This window comes from Gilliamella sp. ESL0232, from assembly GCF_013346885.1.
GTDB lineage: Bacteria > Pseudomonadota > Gammaproteobacteria > Enterobacterales > Orbaceae > Gilliamella > Gilliamella bombi.
Genome location: NZ_JAAEDW010000001.1, coordinates 497,594 through 514,835, shown reverse-complemented (window position 1 = coordinate 514,835; position 17,242 = coordinate 497,594). Strand labels below are relative to the sequence as shown.

12 protein-coding genes, 1 pseudogene and 1 other annotated feature are annotated in these 17,242 nt (G+C 32.0%); of the genes and pseudogenes, 5 read left to right on the top strand and 8 right to left on the bottom strand.

Annotation, left to right across the window (positions count from 1 at the left end):
* Nucleotide 1: 1 nt before the first annotated feature.
* The gene (gene hisG, locus GYW75_RS02480; protein WP_174798288.1) at nt 2-901 is read right to left on the bottom strand and encodes an ATP phosphoribosyltransferase; all 900 of its coding nucleotides are present in this window, start codon (nt 899-901) and stop codon (nt 2-4) included.
* A 38-nt stretch (nt 902-939) separates the two neighbouring features.
* Nucleotides 940-1,060, bottom strand: a sequence feature (His leader region).
* A 197-nt stretch (nt 1,061-1,257) separates the two neighbouring features.
* Complete coding sequence (locus GYW75_RS02475) at nt 1,258-1,650, bottom strand: AsnC family transcriptional regulator (protein WP_174798287.1); 393 nt, start codon at nt 1,648-1,650, stop codon at nt 1,258-1,260.
* 118 nt (nt 1,651-1,768) lie between these two features.
* On the opposite strand from GYW75_RS02475, the gene GYW75_RS02470 reads away from it, so the two are divergent.
* Complete coding sequence (locus GYW75_RS02470) at nt 1,769-2,332, top strand: cysteine hydrolase family protein (protein WP_034913065.1); 564 nt, start codon at nt 1,769-1,771, stop codon at nt 2,330-2,332.
* Between the two features lie 187 nt (nt 2,333-2,519).
* On the opposite strand, the pseudogene GYW75_RS12310 reads toward GYW75_RS02470, so the two are convergent.
* A pseudogene (locus GYW75_RS12310) lies at nt 2,520-2,929 on the bottom strand (DoxX family protein).
* Between the two features lie 110 nt (nt 2,930-3,039).
* Between GYW75_RS12310 and GYW75_RS02460 the strand changes: the two are divergent.
* Together GYW75_RS02460 and GYW75_RS02455 are read left to right on the top strand one after the other, a co-directional pair.
* Complete coding sequence (locus GYW75_RS02460) at nt 3,040-3,984, top strand: LysR family transcriptional regulator (RefSeq protein ID WP_342366953.1); 945 nt, start codon at nt 3,040-3,042, stop codon at nt 3,982-3,984.
* 742 nt (nt 3,985-4,726) lie between these two features.
* Entirely contained in the window at nt 4,727-5,710 is a 984-nt protein-coding gene (locus tag GYW75_RS02455; protein WP_065590963.1) for an AEC family transporter, read from the top strand.
* Nucleotides 5,711-6,158: 448 nt separating this feature from the next.
* Here the strand turns inward: GYW75_RS02455 and GYW75_RS02450 are convergent, their stop codons facing one another.
* Complete coding sequence (locus GYW75_RS02450) at nt 6,159-6,881, bottom strand: outer membrane protein (RefSeq protein ID WP_174798285.1); 723 nt, start codon at nt 6,879-6,881, stop codon at nt 6,159-6,161.
* Between the two features lie 171 nt (nt 6,882-7,052).
* Here GYW75_RS02450 and GYW75_RS12425 point away from each other — a divergent pair, with 171 nt between their 5' ends.
* Complete coding sequence (locus tag GYW75_RS12425; RefSeq protein ID WP_238786378.1) at nt 7,053-7,196, top strand: hypothetical protein; 144 nt, start codon at nt 7,053-7,055, stop codon at nt 7,194-7,196.
* 197 nt (nt 7,197-7,393) lie between these two features.
* Here GYW75_RS12425 and GYW75_RS02445 read toward each other — a convergent pair whose 3' ends face one another.
* The 4 genes from GYW75_RS02445 to GYW75_RS02430 form a co-directional block, all read right to left on the bottom strand.
* Complete coding sequence (locus GYW75_RS02445) at nt 7,394-8,917, bottom strand: Ppx/GppA phosphatase family protein (RefSeq protein ID WP_202983904.1); 1,524 nt, start codon at nt 8,915-8,917, stop codon at nt 7,394-7,396.
* A 10-nt stretch (nt 8,918-8,927) separates the two neighbouring features.
* Nucleotides 8,928-10,985 carry a polyphosphate kinase 1 gene (ppk1, locus tag GYW75_RS02440; RefSeq protein WP_174798284.1) on the bottom strand — a complete coding sequence of 686 codons (2,058 nt, stop codon included), beginning with the start codon at nt 10,983-10,985 and terminating at the stop codon, nt 8,928-8,930.
* A gap of 112 nt (nt 10,986-11,097) precedes the next feature.
* Entirely contained in the window at nt 11,098-12,510 is a 1,413-nt protein-coding gene (gene pykF / locus GYW75_RS02435; protein ID WP_174798283.1) for a pyruvate kinase PykF, read from the bottom strand.
* A 323-nt stretch (nt 12,511-12,833) separates the two neighbouring features.
* Complete coding sequence (locus tag GYW75_RS02430) at nt 12,834-13,253, bottom strand: META domain-containing protein (protein WP_065590958.1); 420 nt, start codon at nt 13,251-13,253, stop codon at nt 12,834-12,836.
* Nucleotides 13,254-13,364: 111 nt separating this feature from the next.
* On the opposite strand from GYW75_RS02430, the gene hrpA reads away from it, so the two are divergent.
* Nucleotides 13,365-17,204, top strand: coding sequence for an ATP-dependent RNA helicase HrpA (hrpA, locus tag GYW75_RS02425; protein WP_174798339.1), 3,840 nt, complete (start codon nt 13,365-13,367; stop codon nt 17,202-17,204).
* The last annotated feature ends 38 nt before the right edge of the window (nt 17,205-17,242 follow it).

Here is a 17,242-nt window from a genome sequence, read left to right as displayed (position 1 = left end):
ATTACTCCATCATTTTTTCAATTGGTAATACAAGAATTGAGCTTGCACCTAACGCTTTTAGTTTTTCCATCGTTTCCCAAAAAAGCGATTCACTGCTCACCATATGTAGTGCAACCCGATTTTGCTCGCCAGTTAAAGGCAAAATGGTAGGATTTTCAGCGCCGGGTAATAGTGCAACAATATCATCTAACACCTCGGTAGGGGCGTGGAGCATAATATATTTGGATTCACGAGCTTGAATAACGCCTTGAATGCGTGTCATGATTTTATCGATTAACGCCTGTTTTATTGGCGACATTTCACCTTGACGTTGAATTAAGCAGGCTTTTGATTTATAGATAACTTCGATCTCTTTTAGTCCATTGGCCTCAAGCGTTGCACCACTCGAAACCAAATCACAAATTACATCGGCAAGCCCAGCCCGAGGGGCAACTTCGACCGAACCATTAAGCAAACATGTTTTAAAGTTAACATTATATTGAGCAAGATAACGGCGGAGCAGGTGAGGGTAAGTGGTGGCAATACGCAAATCATTTAAACATTCTGGTCCTGTATACTCAAAATCACGAGGTGCTGCGATCGACAACCGACAGCCACCAAAATCTAAACTGCGCAATTTTTTAAATTGTGGATCTTCGCCTTCGGCCTGCCTATCTAATACTTCCTCTTCTAAAACATTTTCGCCGACAATCCCAATATCGACAACGCCATCAATAACCAGTCCGGGGATATCGTCGTCACGAACACGCAAGATATCAATGGGCATATTTTCAGCAAAAGCGATCAAACGCTGTTCTTGAAGATTAATTTTAATACCACATTGGGCAAGTAACTTTTTTGATTCGTCACTTAATCGACCTGACTTTTGCATAGCAATGCGTAAACGCGAATTATCCAACATATCTTTCTCCAAAGTTATCTAAAAATTTATAAACTACAAACAAAAAACCCTCGGAAGTTTGATCTTCCGAGGGTTTCTGTTTGCTTTTGCGACATCACCGGAAGACCAAAGTCTTCCAGCACCAATTGCCCGAAGACTATTCAGGAATGATGGTGATGATGTGTACTAATAGCATTAGTAATAAAAACGCAAAAACAATTCATAAAAATAAAAAACCTTTAACTGAGTTGATAATTAAAGCTACTGAACAGAATATAACAGAATTTATTTGCTCGCAACTTTTTTTGTTTTTTATGTAAAAAAATCTTTATACAAAAAATAGTCAACAAGTTTAGGTGTAAATTTTTAAAATAGCGTTATTTAATCACTTTTGACTGATGACTAACTTTATAACGGCAATAGAGCTCAAGTTTGTCTAAAAAATGTGGTAAGTTTTGGTCTGTAAATTCACTTTTTATAAAATAACACCCATCGCCTGTGATTTTATAAAATTCGATGATTTCTTTAAACGACATGACCATGTTTTCGAACGAGGTGAATTGATTTGAATTCATATAAATCGTTATAAACTGAAGCTGATTTGTTTTTTCTTTAATAGTAAATTTTTCAATAATATGATTATTATACAATTCTTGAACTCGCTGTCCAACAGCCTGTCCTGACAAATATACTTTTTCGCCAATTTCTTTCCATGATTGACGACTATTTTTTTTAAGTTCATCTAAAATAGCGCGATCTTTTTTATCCATACTTGTTTATCTTTTTCATTTTGAAAGTAGGTAAGTAATAATACTTTCAATTCATTATGTAACAGATAGCGTAATTATCGCATAATTATCAACTCAAACATAATTTAAGGACAAAACAATGAAACAAGGGTTAATAATTATCGACGTACAAAATGACTATTTCCCAACGGGTAAATTTACTTTAAACAATACAGAATTAACTTTACAAAATACCTTAAAACTACAAAAACACTTTAGAGCACAACAATTACCGATCTTTTATATTCAGCATATAAAGTCTGATCCTCATGCGGATTTTTTTGCTAACGGAAGTTTAGGCGCTGAAATTCATCCAAGTTTGTTACCGCTTGGTAACTTGCATGAGTATCTTGTCAAAAAAACATTCCCTAATAGTTTTTATCAAACTGAGCTACAAAAAAAATTACAACAAGAACAGATCCAGCAGATGGTTATTTGTGGAATGATGAGCCATATGTGTGTTGACTCAACAACACGTCACGCATCCGAACTAGGTTATCAACCGATATTAATCCACGATGCTTGTACAACTTGTGATCTCGAATTTGATGGTAAAACGATTCCATCCCAAGTGGTACATAACAACTTTATGTCTGCCTTAACCAATTTTGCATCGGTTGTAAGTTGTGAAATGTTTGTTCAAACCAAACTGGCTATTTTATAAATTATAGCATTGTAATTAAATGATTATGGATAATGGATGCCAAAAAAGCGATAACATAATTATAAACAATCTAAATTGGCTCGATTAACCCACTCAACCCTAAGTAAAGATCAGTCAGAAAAAGTATTTATTTTATTGAGGTTTTTATTCAACTGTTTTGTCAAAAAAACAACTAATATCTCCCCCTCTAATACGCCAAATATTTAGCTAATACACTAAAGCGACCACTTCCTAGCAATGCTAAACTGAGTGCTGTTAGCGCCATAAAGGCAGGATATTCCCAACCGCCACCTGCGTTACTAAATGACCAACCATTCACTGAGTGAATAAATGTAATAACAATCATTTGAATCACTGCCAATAAACTAACAATGCGGGTTAAAAGACCTAAAAGCAATAACAAACCGCCGCCAATTTCAAACATAATCGCTAAATAACCAATGAACCAAGGAACCAAGGAAAGCCAAGTGATTGAAAATATTGCGCAGTACCTGAGGGAGTAAAGACGAGTAGTTTAGTAAAACCGTGCGCCAAGAACATGACACCCAAGGCAATTCGTAACATGAGTGAAGCTAGATCTGTTTGATATTGTTTCATTTTATTTTTCCTGTAAGTTAATTATTGTGATTGGTTAGCACCATTTGTTTATGATAATGGTTATTATTTTGTAGATAAATAAGCTATTATGTGATTTATTGTCAAAATAAGTGGGACAATTGTTTGGTGTTGGTGAAAGGCAGATGGATAGATCTAATAAATTACTAGAAATGATGGTTTTTGTGGCGGTAGTTGATTGTAATAGTTTTGTTGATGCGTCAGTTAAGTTAAATATGTCTAAGCAGGCAGTGTCACGTTATATTCAAGCATTAGAAAATCGCTTGCAAGTTCGGTTGTTACAACGTACAACTCGCAAAATGGTCATTACCCATGAGGGGCAAATTTTTTATTTGCAAACTAAAGCCATTATTAATGCTACTACAGAAGCAGAAAATAGCCTCACTTTAGATCATGCAAGTCCACAAGGTATTCTTCGGGTTAATGTGCCTGTTAGTTTTGGTATTTTGCATTTGGCGCCTTTATGGCAAAAATTTATCAATAAATACCCTAAAATTGAGCTAGATATTACGTTGTCAGATCGTGTGGTTGATCTGCTTGAGGAGGGCTACGATCTTGCTGTTCGAATTGGTCGGCTAGAAAGTTTGTCGCTGATTAGCCGTAAGTTGGCAACTACGCAAATCATAGCCGCCGCGTCGCCTGATTATATTGCTAAATATGGCATGCCGAATGATCCTGATGATTTGTTGAATCATAAAATTGTGATGTATAGTCAGTGGGCAAAAAAAGAGCAATGGCATTTTTATAAAGACAATGCCCATTACTCGGTGAATTTAAAAGCGAATATCTATTGTAATAATGGCGATACTTGCCGCCAAATTATGTTACAAGGAGGTGGTATTTCGTTGCAACCTGATTTTATTATTGGTAAAGATATTAAAATAGGCCGTTTAGTTCGTGTTTTGTTGAATTATAAAGTCGAGAATTTGAATATTTATGCCGTTTATCCAAGCCGTAAATTATTACCGCTCCGAACTCGATGTTTAATCGATTTTTTAGTTAGCGAACTAAAAAATTATCAATGGTCAGTTAGTTAAAACATAACCGTTATTATTTGATATGTAAAAAATCTTTAGACAAAAAATAGTCAAATGTATTACTGATTTTACAATAACACAGAAATGATTTACATTATACTAGTTATTAATTGATTATTCAGAAACAATCTTTACTATATATTGTTTTCAAGATTTATTGTCATTATATGAATATCAATAATAAGGCTTTGTGGCAGCAATTCTATATAAATAAAGTAAATCAAATTATTATCTATAATAGGTATGTTTTTTTATAATGAATAACACATTATAAAAAAGCATCATTTAAGAAATTTTAGTGCAATATTAATTTTTACTATAATTTAACACTCATGTTTTATATTTTCTTATTGATTGTTTTTTAAAGAAATAAAACTCTATTATTAACAAGCTTAGAGCAAAGTTTTAATGTTTTTTTGAGTTTTTAAGACAGTTAGTAGATCTTGATTTACACAAGATCGAAAAGAATAAGTATAATAATACCTAAGTTACTATATTTTACATTTGAATATAACAAAGGTTTTCATTAAAGAATGTCTTTAATTAAACATAATGAGTGCGAAATCGCATTTAATAATATCAAGTTTCAACAACGAAAAATATCGTTTTACATGTAATAAATATATTTGATTTTGTTACCCACTTATTTTAGCTAGGTCTATAAATATAATATCTAATCTGAAGTTACCGACCATTTACCGAATTTGTATTTTTAGTAATATTATTTTAGGAGTTTTAAAAAATGAATCTGATCTGGTCAGCAGTTGGGCAAGTTGTTAGTTCTTGTCTTCCGGTTTTTTTGTTAATTTTTCTTGGTTGGTTATGTGTGCAGCAAGGGATCTTTTCGAAGGATTCTAAAAAATTATTATCAGGACTGGTATCAAACTTTGTCTTTCCTGCTTTACTTTTTGTGCATACGTCTCATGCTAAGCCATCGCAAATATTCAATGGCATTTGGATGATTGCATTTTTCTGTACTATGTCATTTTTATGGATAATTTGTTTTTTAACCAATAAATACATTTTGCATAAAGAGTTAAAGTCAACAGCTATGAATGCAATGCTATGCTGTTTTCCAAACATGGGCGGGATGGGTGTTCCTTTCTTGACGTTAATGTTAGGAGCCGCATCAACTATTTCCGTTGCGATTGCTAATTTTGTTGTTGCATTATCATTGATTCCAATGACAATATTTTTATTAGAACTTTGTGATACTAAATTGTCTGGTGGTAAAGTCACCGGTGGTATGATCTTTAGTGCAGTAAAAAATTCACTTATGAAGCCAATGTTTTTAGCCGTTATTTTAGGGTTAATTGTGAGCGTTACCGATGGAACTAAATGGCTACCACATTTTGTGTTTAACACTTTTGATATTATGTCAAATGCCTGTAACTTCATTTCACTTATTGCGGTCGGTGTTGGTATTCATGGTGTTAAATTGAAATTATCTAAACCATTAATGATTAATGTTGTGTTGAAAAGTTTTATTACACCAATTGTTGCACTTATTTCCGTATATCTATTTGGCATAACAGGTATGGAAGCAGAAGAATTAGTTTTCTTATTGGCAATGCCAACGGCATCAACAGCGGTTATTTTGGCTTACAATTGGAATGTTGAGCAAGAACAAGCATCAAGCATTTTCTTTGCATCAACAGTTTTATCTATCTTCATTTTACCAACCTTATTGCTTATTATGGACTTCACCATTCCAGGTGTTGCTTAATTAAAAGCTAAATATAAATGCTCTCATTTAATTTTAGATGAGAGCTTTTATTATCAATTACACGTTTCTTTGGCAAGCCATGCTGGAATTACTCGGGTTGTTTACAGTAATAATAACCACCGTATTTCAAAAATCAACTAAACTTGCTGCTTACAAACGAATGGAAAAGTAAAAAGAGTAATACCAACTTTGGATTAAAATACGGCATAATCAACAAGTATATAGTGATTCAAAAGGTGAAGACTAAGTCTTAATTGATTAATTATTATAATTTTGTTAACCCCCATAAGGTGATTTTAGAAAAAACGCCTTATGGGGTTTTGGAGTGGTTACTTAACCATGAAGTGTAAATAACCCAGTTTTTTTCTACATATTAACAGTAGCAAGAAATGTAGCGATAATATTGGTAACTAAACTAAAAAGAGCCATTGTTTTTTTAGTTTATTAATTAGAAGCTATAGCGAACACCAGCTAATAAATCAATTGAACTTAGCTCAGCACTAGCATTAGTTCGATAGTATTCATTATGTTTTTTGATGTTTACTTTACCTGCATCCACATAACGAGCAGTGAAATCAACAACCATATTATTATTCAACTTATAAGCTACGCCAGCAGCAACATTCCATGCAAACTTTGTTTTTGTTTTTGATAATGAACGTTCATAATCAACACCATCAACAGAAACGTTATATTTTTCCTTATGGCTATTTTCTAGTTTAGTGAAGGCAACACCAAATCCTGCACCAATAAATGGAGTAATTGGTGAGTCAATATCAATATCATAATAACCATTTAACATTAATGTATTCATGCGGGCTTTGACTTTTTGAGTAGTACGAAGACGATATTCTTCATAATCAGTGTATCTATTTTCTTTTTTATCTGTATTGCCACGTAAGGTAAGAGATAATTCTACACGTGCAGGAATATCATAATTAGAAAAGTTGTAACCTAAATTTAAAGCACCTGCTAATTTAGTTTTATGCATTGAGTCAAAAATACCATCGTTGATAACACCGCCGTGATTATAATGTAAGGTATCCTTAATATTTTTCACTTTTATTATAGAAGCTCCTAATTGACCTCCTAGGTAAAGTTCATTTGTTTCAGCATAAGCAAAATTTGAAAAACAAGCAAAAGTTGTTAGTGCAATTAATGTCTTCTTCATTTTATTTCCTTTATTTATTATGGTTGTTTAAGATTTGCCAATTATAAAGCAAATAAATTAAAAATCAATTTGAGGTATTAGGAAATTATTTCAACGAAAAACAAAAGCCGTAACTGTAACTATCCCTTAAAATAGTACAGCAAGAAAGTAGAAAATTCTCTATAGTAACAAATGCTTGCCGAGTTAAATCTAAAATCGCAGCCTCAGGAAGAAATCATAAAAGCTGTAGTGCCCACAATGCAACGAAAAACATGGGCAAGAGAGCTACAAGCCACTAAATTAATCTCAATTGCCATTAGCTGTCACATTGTGTAATTAAGTCGTTGTGTCTACTATTATCAACCTCACACAGTATTACCATATTTTATACTTGAATCTTGTACTAAGTTTGAGGTATTCACAATAGTTACAAACTTACAAATATACAAAATTTAGGGTGGGTTTAGTTTACTATGAAGTGTAAACAACACGTTTTTTTCTACATATAAATTGATTTACAGGGGCTTTTATAATTAACAGACTACAATCGATAGTTTCCAATCCTCAATTTCTTTCCAATATTTTTTTTCTTGTTCTAAATCAAATAATATCAATTTATTATTTTCAACAAATTCCCGATTAATTTCTATAGTCACTTTAGTTAGTTTATTTTTTATTAATTTTAAACGAAATGCTTGTAAATTAATTTCTGTATTTCGCTGATTATTGATGAGTATAGATAATCTTAGGATTTGCATTAGCGGTATTATATGTTTGTATTCGAACAAACTAAAATAGGGTAGTGTATCTATATTGATAGTCTTTCTATGGTAACGTACAAGAGTAGACAAAAGTAATTGCTGTTCTTCGTTAAATCCGGGTAAATTACTATTTTGTAAAATATAGCTTGAATGTTTATGAACTGAAGAAAAGTTAATTTTTAACCCTACCTCATGTAACAAAGCAGCCCAATATAAAATAGATTCAAGGCTTGCCGGAATAGATGTTGGTGCTTGTTGTTGCCATTGAGAAAATAAATATTTTGCAGTTTTAACAACTTGCGTAGCATGGCGTTGGTCTATATTGTAATGTTCAGAAAGAGTTTGCGCGGTATTTTGTCTAATATCTCGGAAATTAAGACCTCCAACCAACTCATAAAGCACCCCTTCACGTAATGCGCATGGGCTAAATTGTAAAGTATTTAACCCAAATGCGTTAAAAACCCCACTAAATATAGCTAGCCCGCTGACAAATACACTTTTTCTTTCACTAGAAAGTGAAGGGTAGTCAATATCTTGAAAAGAGTTGAATTCTAAAACATAACTAATTAAATCATCGAGCCTTTTTTGGGTAATAATTCCATCACAAACCCCAATATCTAATAAGATACGATAAATAGACTTGATGGTTCCCGATGTACCAAATGCAACAGTAATATTTTGTTTTTTTATAATATTAATCAAGCTTTCAATTTGTTGTTCGGCGGCAAGCTTTGCTTGTTCGAATGAAATAGCGTTAATTTTTTTTTCATGAAAAAACTGTTTAGCATAAGTTATGCATCCCATAGGGCGACTAGCAACAATCAACGGTTTTAGATCATTTCCTCTACCTATTGCAATTTCTGTAGATCCTCCACCGATATCTATTACAAATTTAGTATCATTTGACGATGTTGGTTCTGATGTCATAGTACCTAAATAAATAAGACGTGCTTCTTCTTGTCCCGATATGATTTCTATAGGAAATGGAAATACTTTAGCCGCAGCCATTAAAAATTTATATCTATTTTTTGCAACCCGTAATGTATGAGTTGCTACAACACGAACATTTTCGGGAGGAAAGCCAATTAATCTTTCGGAAAATAGTGTAAGACATTCCAGACCTCGCATAATGCTTGATTCACTTAGATGGTTATTAGCATTAAGCCCTGTGGCAAGATGAATATTTTTTTTATTTTTATAAATGATCTGTATAGCACCATCTATAATACGAGCAATAACCATGTGAAAACTATTTGAACCAAGATCAACTACCGCATATTCATTGAATTTATTCACTTTAAATCCCTTATTCAACCGTTTCTAACTGATTCAAATAATCATAAATGGCATATTGTGCTCTAATTTTTTTCTTATTACCTCTTTGTACATAATTATTAGTTGCATCTTTATCAATAATACGAGCCTTTACATTATCATTGCATTGAATATTAAAAATATTATGGATAGTTGATTTTATTATTGGATCGAAGATTTTTACACCTACTTCAATACGATTATCTAGGTTACGAGGCATCCAATCAGCAGAAGAAATATAAGTATCTTTTTTCCCATCATTTTCAAAAATATACACACGAGCATGTTCTAAAAACTGATCAACAATACTTGTGACAGTAATATTTTCGCTTAAATTAGGAATTTTGGGTATCAAGACACAAGTTCCTCTTACTACAATTCTAATTTTTACACCTGCACAAGATGCACGGTATAATTGGTCTATCATATCTTTATCGGTTATTGCATTGAGTTTTAAATAGATACCAGCTACTTTACCTGCTTTAGCATTATTTATTTCTTGTTGGATAAATTCATAAAATCTCAATCGGGTATTTTGTGGAGACACAAGTAAATGATGGAATGAAACTGGTTTAAATGGGTTTTCAATGAAATTAAATACATTTTTAACTTCATCTGTAATTACAGGATCTGCAGTTAATAACGAAAAATCGGTATAAATTCTTGCAGTCCTTTCATTAAAATTACCTGAACCAATATGGGCGTAACGAACAATTTCGTTATTCTCTTTACGATCAATCAAAAATAATTTAGCGTGGATCTTTAGTTTTGGTTGTGAATAGATAACTTTAATTCCACTACTAATTAATCGTTTTGCCCATTTTATATTTGCCTCTTCATCAAACCTTGCTTGCAATTCAACAACTACATTGACCTTTTTACCATTATTGGCAGCATTAATGGCCGCATGAATAAAGCGGGAATCTTTTGCAACTCTGTAGATATTCATGCGAATATGCGTAACAGATGGATCAAACGAAGCTTGGCGCATAATCTCTAATACATGTCCAAAAGAGTAATAGGGATAATAAAGCAATACATCTCGATCTTTAATCGCATCAAACGAATTACGAAATTGTTTAAATCGATTATAGCTTAGGCTTGGAATTTTTTTATTTAATAGCTTTTTTTGACCAAAATCAGGAAATTTCACAAGATCTTTAAAATTAGGATAGCGTCCACTTGGCATTGCGTCTTGTTCAGTTAATAACAATTTATTAATCAATAACTCAAATAATGCTTTTGGCATATCTTTTTGATAAGTAAAACGAACTGGCTGAGCAGTCAAACGTTGTTTTAAACCTTGTGACATAAGTTCAAGCAAACTGTCTAATTCTGTGTTTAATTCGTATTCAGCATCTCTATTAATATTAATAGAATAGGCATTTAATTCTTTGGCATCAAAAAACACTTTAAAAATATCGGGTAAACAGTAACGTAATATGTTATCCAAAAAAATGATCGATTTATTTTTAGTTGAAACTTCTGACGGTAATAAAACAAAACGAGAAATATTATCCGTCGGTAACTCAAGTAACGCATAATTGGTTTTATCTTCACAAATAATTTCTACAGCCAAATAGGCATGATCATCTTTTAAAAATTGAATAAGTTCGGTATGACTATCGAGTAAAATAGGGGTAATATATTGTCTAAGATTTTGTTTATAATAGTTTTTTATCCAACCTTCTTGATAAGAAGAAAGTTGTCTTTCGTTAATCAAAAAGATTTGATTTCTCGCCATTTCTAATAATAGTTCATTATAAAGCTGGTCAAACTGTAATTCTAGTTGAATAACTTTTTGGTTTACTTGGCGTAATAAGTTTTTAGAGTTAGAAGATGAGTTGGCTTGTTCTTGTTCAATAAGTACATATTTTTTTAAGTTGGCAAACTGTACTTTATAAAATTCATCAAGATTACTTGAGTATATACCTAAAAAATGTATCCTCTCTATAAGTGGATTACTTTTATCAGCAGCTTCTTGTAAAACTCGCTGATTGAAAGATAACCAACTTAGTTCCTTAGGTAAATATACTTTTTCTTCAATCATTTTAATCTTTCAAATTCTATTAATAGTATTTTATACAGGATATCTTATGTAAAAAAAAAAGCTAGCATGTAGCTAACTTTTTTATTTCAGGACAAATAATAAGTATGCCGTTTTAAATACGGTGAACAGATGTTGTGTTAGTAGTTCCACTTGGTACTAAAGCACCAGATACCATTACAATGATATCACCTTGTTGTAAACCGCATACTTTCACAGCCATCTCTTTACCTAAACGATAAAAATCGTCAGTTGAGTTAATTGAATCAATTAAAATAGGCTCTACACCTTTTGTCACGGCTAACTGATTAACTGTCTTTTGACTTGAAGATAATGCTAAAATACGAGCTCTAGGAAAATAATGACGAACTTCCCTAGCTGATTTACCGCTACGAGTTGCTACAACAATTAATGGAGCATTTAAACGCTCAGCAATTTCTACAGCACCACAGCAAACAGCTGAAGTTATACTCAACTTTTCTTCTTTTGATGTCAATTCTAACGATGCTGGAATTATGCTATCAGTTCGGTTACAGATAGTTGCCATAACATTCACAGTTTCGAGCGGATATTTACCTTTAGCACTTTCACCCGAAAGCATAACTGCATCTGTACCATCAATAATTGCATTAGCTACATCACCAGCTTCCGCACGAGTTGGACGTGGGTTTTTAATCATTGAATCAAGCATTTGTGTTGCTGTTATGACTGGTTTAGATGCTTTATTACATTTTTTGATCATCATTTTTTGAGCAAAAATAACTTCTTCAACAGCGATCTCAACCCCTAAATCACCACGTGCAACCATAATACCGTCAGAAGCATCAAGAATTTCATCAAAATTATCTAAACCTTCTTGGTTTTCAATTTTAGATATAATTTTAATGTTTTCACCACCATGAGCTTTTAAGTGAGTACGAATATCATCTACATCAGAACGTTTCCGAATGAATGATGCAGCAATAAAGTCAACACCTTGTTCACAACCAAAAATCAGGTCATTTTTATCTTTTTCTGCTAGTGCTGGCAATTTAATTGAAACGCCAGGTAAATTAATACCTTTATTTTCACCGAGTTCACCGTTATTTAAAACAGTACAAATAACCTCATTACCTTTAATTTCTTTAACGTCCATAGCAATTAAGCCATCATCAACTAAAACACGATTACCTGGTTTAAGGTCATGCGCAAAACCATCGTAAGTTACGGCTACACGGTCTTTGTTTCCGATAACATTTTTGTCTGTAGTAAACGTGAATGTTTGACCTGCAACTAGGGATACATCATTACCGCCTTCTAATTTAATAGTGCGAATTTCAGGGCCTTTGGTGTCTAGCATAATAGCTGCTTTTAAACCAGTTTCTTGCATTACTTCACGTAAATTTTTGATGCGGTTGCCATGTTCTTCGTAATCACCATGCGAAAAATTTAAACGCATAACATTCATGCCTGCATTTAATAATTTTGCTAACATTTCTTTTGATTCAGATTTTGGTCCGATCGTACAAACAATTTTTGTCTTTTTCATAATAGTATCTACTTAGTAATTTATTTAATGTTAAGGTTAATGTTTTAATTCAATTTAAAAAATTCGATAAACCAACTTTTTGCAAAAAAAAAACCAATGGCAAAGCATTGGTAGTTTTATTGGTTAAAAAAGGTATTTGTAGCTCAATATGGCTACCAAAATCACATAAAATCTTTGAAGAATATAATAATTTCATCAATAAGTTAAACCCTTTAAAATTCTTCTTATTATATTCTTAACAGTATTTTAAATAAAGTATTTTATCTTTAATATATTTTGTTATTTATAATAACATACTAAATTATAGCAACTAAACATTTGGCTTACATTAAGTCTTTAAGTTGATAAATTAGTTCATTATTGTTATTTTTCAAGGTTAGTTGATTATTTTTTAAATTGATTTTTGTACCTTCAGTAATTAAGTTCTCAATAATATAATCTAATTGATTTAATTGATCATCATTACAAAGCATTTTAGTCATCACAATTCCACTACCTTTTATGCTACCGTTGTCTAAAGTAACTTTACCAGAAAAATGGTTACACATTTTACCTGTAATTGTCATATTTTCCCCAAATATAAGCTCTGCTTGATCATCTAACGGAATATCTTGACCATTTACTTTAGTGAGTACAAAACGGTGGTGCATGAGGTCGGTCTCTTGTAAAGTACTTGAGTCATTACATCCTGATAAAGCCAGTAAAGCCATAAATAGAGCAGTTAACAAAAACGTTTTTTTCATTTGAACTCCTAATAATAGGTTAAATTTGTTATAATCGTGCATTAATGTAACTATAATTGAAATATCTGAAACGCTATGCTATCTCAACAGCAATTAAAAAATCTTGATTCAATGACTTTCTTAAATAAGCATAAAATAATCAAATTAGCTAAGAAAAGTCAAACTATAGCTGATATAGATTCCGCCATACAAAATGCTAACTTACATTATCAAAGCAGACTAGAGTCGTTACCGAAAAATATTATTTTTCCCAAAAATTTGCCTGTGACTGAAAAAAAACAAGAAATTTATGATGCTATTAAAAATAATCAAGTAGTTATAGTTGCAGGTGAAACTGGCTCGGGAAAAACAACACAGATTCCCAAAATCTGTTTAGAATTAGGCTTAGGTGTCAAAGGCTATATTGGTCATACCCAACCAAGACGATTAGCAGCACGTTCAGTAGCTAATCGTATCGCTGAAGAGCTAAAAACAGAGATAGGGCAGTTAGTTGGTTTTAAAGTCAGATTTTCTGATCATGTCAATGACACAACTCTGATTAAATTAATGACTGACGGAATATTGCTTGCTGAAATTCAGAAAGATAAATTCTTACTACAATATGATACTATTATTATTGACGAAGCACATGAACGCAGTTTGAATATTGATTTTATTTTAGGCTATCTTAAGCAGTTATTATCTAAACGTCCAGACTTAAAAGTCATAATAACATCAGCGACTATTGATGTGGAACGTTTTTCTAAACACTTCAATGAGGCTCCAATTATTGAAGTATCGGGTCGTACCTATCCAGTCGAGGTTAGATATCGTCCCCTAATCCTGAAAGAAGATGATAATAATGATAAAAGTTTTGATTTTCAACCGATTATAGATGCCATTGATGAATTATCAACTGAAAGTCTTGGGGATATATTAATCTTTTTAACAGGAGAACGAGAAATTCGAGATCTTGCCGATACACTTAATAAGTTAGAACTCCGTCATACGGATATTTTGCCATTATATGCAAGGTTATCAGCATCAGAACAAAATCGAATTTTTCAATCACATACTAAACGTCGAATTGTCCTTGCTACTAATGTGGCAGAAACATCGTTAACCGTTCCGGGTATTAAATATGTGATCGATTCGGGGTTAGCCAGAATTAGTCGTTATAGTTACCGAACTAAAGTTCAACGTTTACCTATTGAACCAATATCACAAGCCTCTGCCAATCAGCGTAAAGGACGTTGTGGACGAACATCTAATGGTATCTGCATACGTTTATATGATGAACAAGATTTTTTATCTCGCCCCAAATTTACCGAACCCGAAATATTACGGACCAATTTAGCTTCAGTAATATTACAAATGACATCATTAGGCTTAGGAGATATTGCCGCTTTTCCTTTTGTTGAAAAACCTAATTCAAAATATATTCGTGATGGACTTCGCTTATTAGAGGAACTTGGGGCAATTCATACCATACAGAATAGATATCATTTAACTGAAATAGGTAAAATTTTAGCACAATTACCAATTGATCCAAGATTAGCTAGGATGCTGGTTGAAGCAAGGCGCCTAGGGTGCATTAAAGAAATAATGATAATTACTGCTGCTTTATCGATTCAAGATCCAAGAGAAAGACCTTATGATAAACAGCAAGCTTCTGATGAGAAACATCGTCGTTTTGTTGATAAAGAGTCAGATTTTATTTCTTTAATTAATTTATGGAACTACATTAAAGAACAGCAGAACGTATTATCAGGGAATCAATTTAGACGATTATGCCAAAAAGAGTTTTTAAATTATCTTCGAATCCGTGAATGGCAAGATGTCTATACGCAAATTAGACAAACAATTAAGCAATTAGCGTTTCCGATTAATAGTAAAGAGGCTGATTATAATTCATTACATATCTCGTTACTAAGCGGTTTACTATCTCATATTGGAATGAAAGAGCTTGAAAAGCGTGAGTATATAGGTGCACGTAATATAAAATTTGCAATTTTTCCTAATTCAGCACTTTTCAAAAACCAACCCAAATGGTGTATTGCTAGTGAACTTGTTGAAACAAATAGATTATGGGGAAGAACAGCAGCAAAAATTGAAGCTGAATGGATTGAACCTATAGCTAAACATTTAGTGAAATATGACTATAACGAACCTAGGTGGTCTAAAAAGCAGGGCACAACAATAGCAAACGAAAAAGTAACTTTATTTGGGTTACCAATTGTTACTAATAGAATAGTAAATTACAGCAAAATTGATCCTATTCTAAGTCGCACTCTGTTTATTCGACATGCATTAGTTGAAGGTGATTGGTTCACAAGTCATAAATTTTACAAGCAAAATCAAAAATTGATTAATGAAGTTGAAGATTTAGAACATAAATCACGTCGTCAGAATATTTTAATTGATGATGATGAATTATTTGATTTCTATGATAAACGCATAGATAAATCCGTTATTTCATCTAAACATTTTGATAAATGGTGGATGCAGAAACAAAAATCTGATCCTGATTATCTTAATGTACAAAAAGAGATGCTGATCAGGCAATCAGCACAATTAATTAACTTAAATGATTTTCCTGATTTCTGGTATCAAGATCATTTTAAGCTAGCACTTAGTTATCACTTTGATATTGGTCATAACCGTGACGGCGTCACTATAAAAATTCCACTTGATATCTTAAACCAAATTAAAAACAAGGGATTCGATTGGCAAGTGCCAGGTTTTAGAAAAGATTTAATAATTGCATTAATCAAATCATTGCCTAAATCTTTACGACGAAACCTTGTCCCTGCACCAAATTATGCAGATGCATTTTTAGATAGGGTAGATACTACAGAAAAACCGCTTCTTGAATGCTTAGAAAATGAATTTCATAAAATGACTGGTGTGAAAATTACATCAGAAAATTGGCAATTAGAGCAAGTCCCTGAACATTTAAAAATGAATTTTAGTATTATTGATAGTAATCATAAGGAAATTGCTTCAAGTAAAGATCTTGATATGCTAAAACAGCAACTCAAAACTCAACTTCAACAAGCTTTATCATCTATTACTATTAATAAAAAAGATAACTCAATTGAGCAAAATAATTTGACAGATTGGACATTTGGAAAACTTCCTGATGTTTATGAAGAAAAACAAAAAAACTATACTGTTAAGGCTTATCCAGCTATTATTGATAATCAAAATTCCGTAAGTATAAAGTTAGTTGATAATCAATCAGAGCAACAAAGATTAAATAAATTAGGTTTAAGACGCTTATTAATGCTTAATATTCCTTCTCCAATCAAGTATTTACATGAAAAATTACCCAATAAATCGAAATTAAGTTTATATTTTAATTCGTTTGGTAACGTGTTAATGCTTATTGATGATTGTATCGCTTGTGGTATTGATTATTTAATTGAAACAAATAATAAAGCAATACATTCAACTGATGATTATCAGCAATTACTTGATTATACTAAAACTCATATTAATGAAATAGTTGTTGATATTGCTAAGCAAGTCGAATCAATACTAACTTTGCATTTTAGCATTAATAAAAAGTTAAAAGGGCGCGTTGATTTATCTTTAGCATTTGCCTTGTCAGATATCAAACATCAACTTAATAGATTAGTTTATAAAGGATTTGTTACTCAATCAAGTTATAGAAGATTGAATGATATCTCTCGATATTTATCGGCAATTGAGAAAAGAATTGAAAAATTATTTCAAAATATGGCAAGAGATAGGCAATCAATGAGTATTATAGAAGATGTTCAGAATCAGTATGATAATTGGATTAATAGTTTACCAAACAATCAACGATCGGACACTAAAGTGACAGATATCCGTTGGATGATTGAAGAATTAAGAGTAAATTTATTTGCGCAACAGCTTGGTACATCATATCCAATTTCAGCAAAACGCATCAAGCAGCAAATTGATGTAGTTAAATCACAACTATAGCTTCATACAAAAAAATAGGGCGCTTATGCGCCCGATTG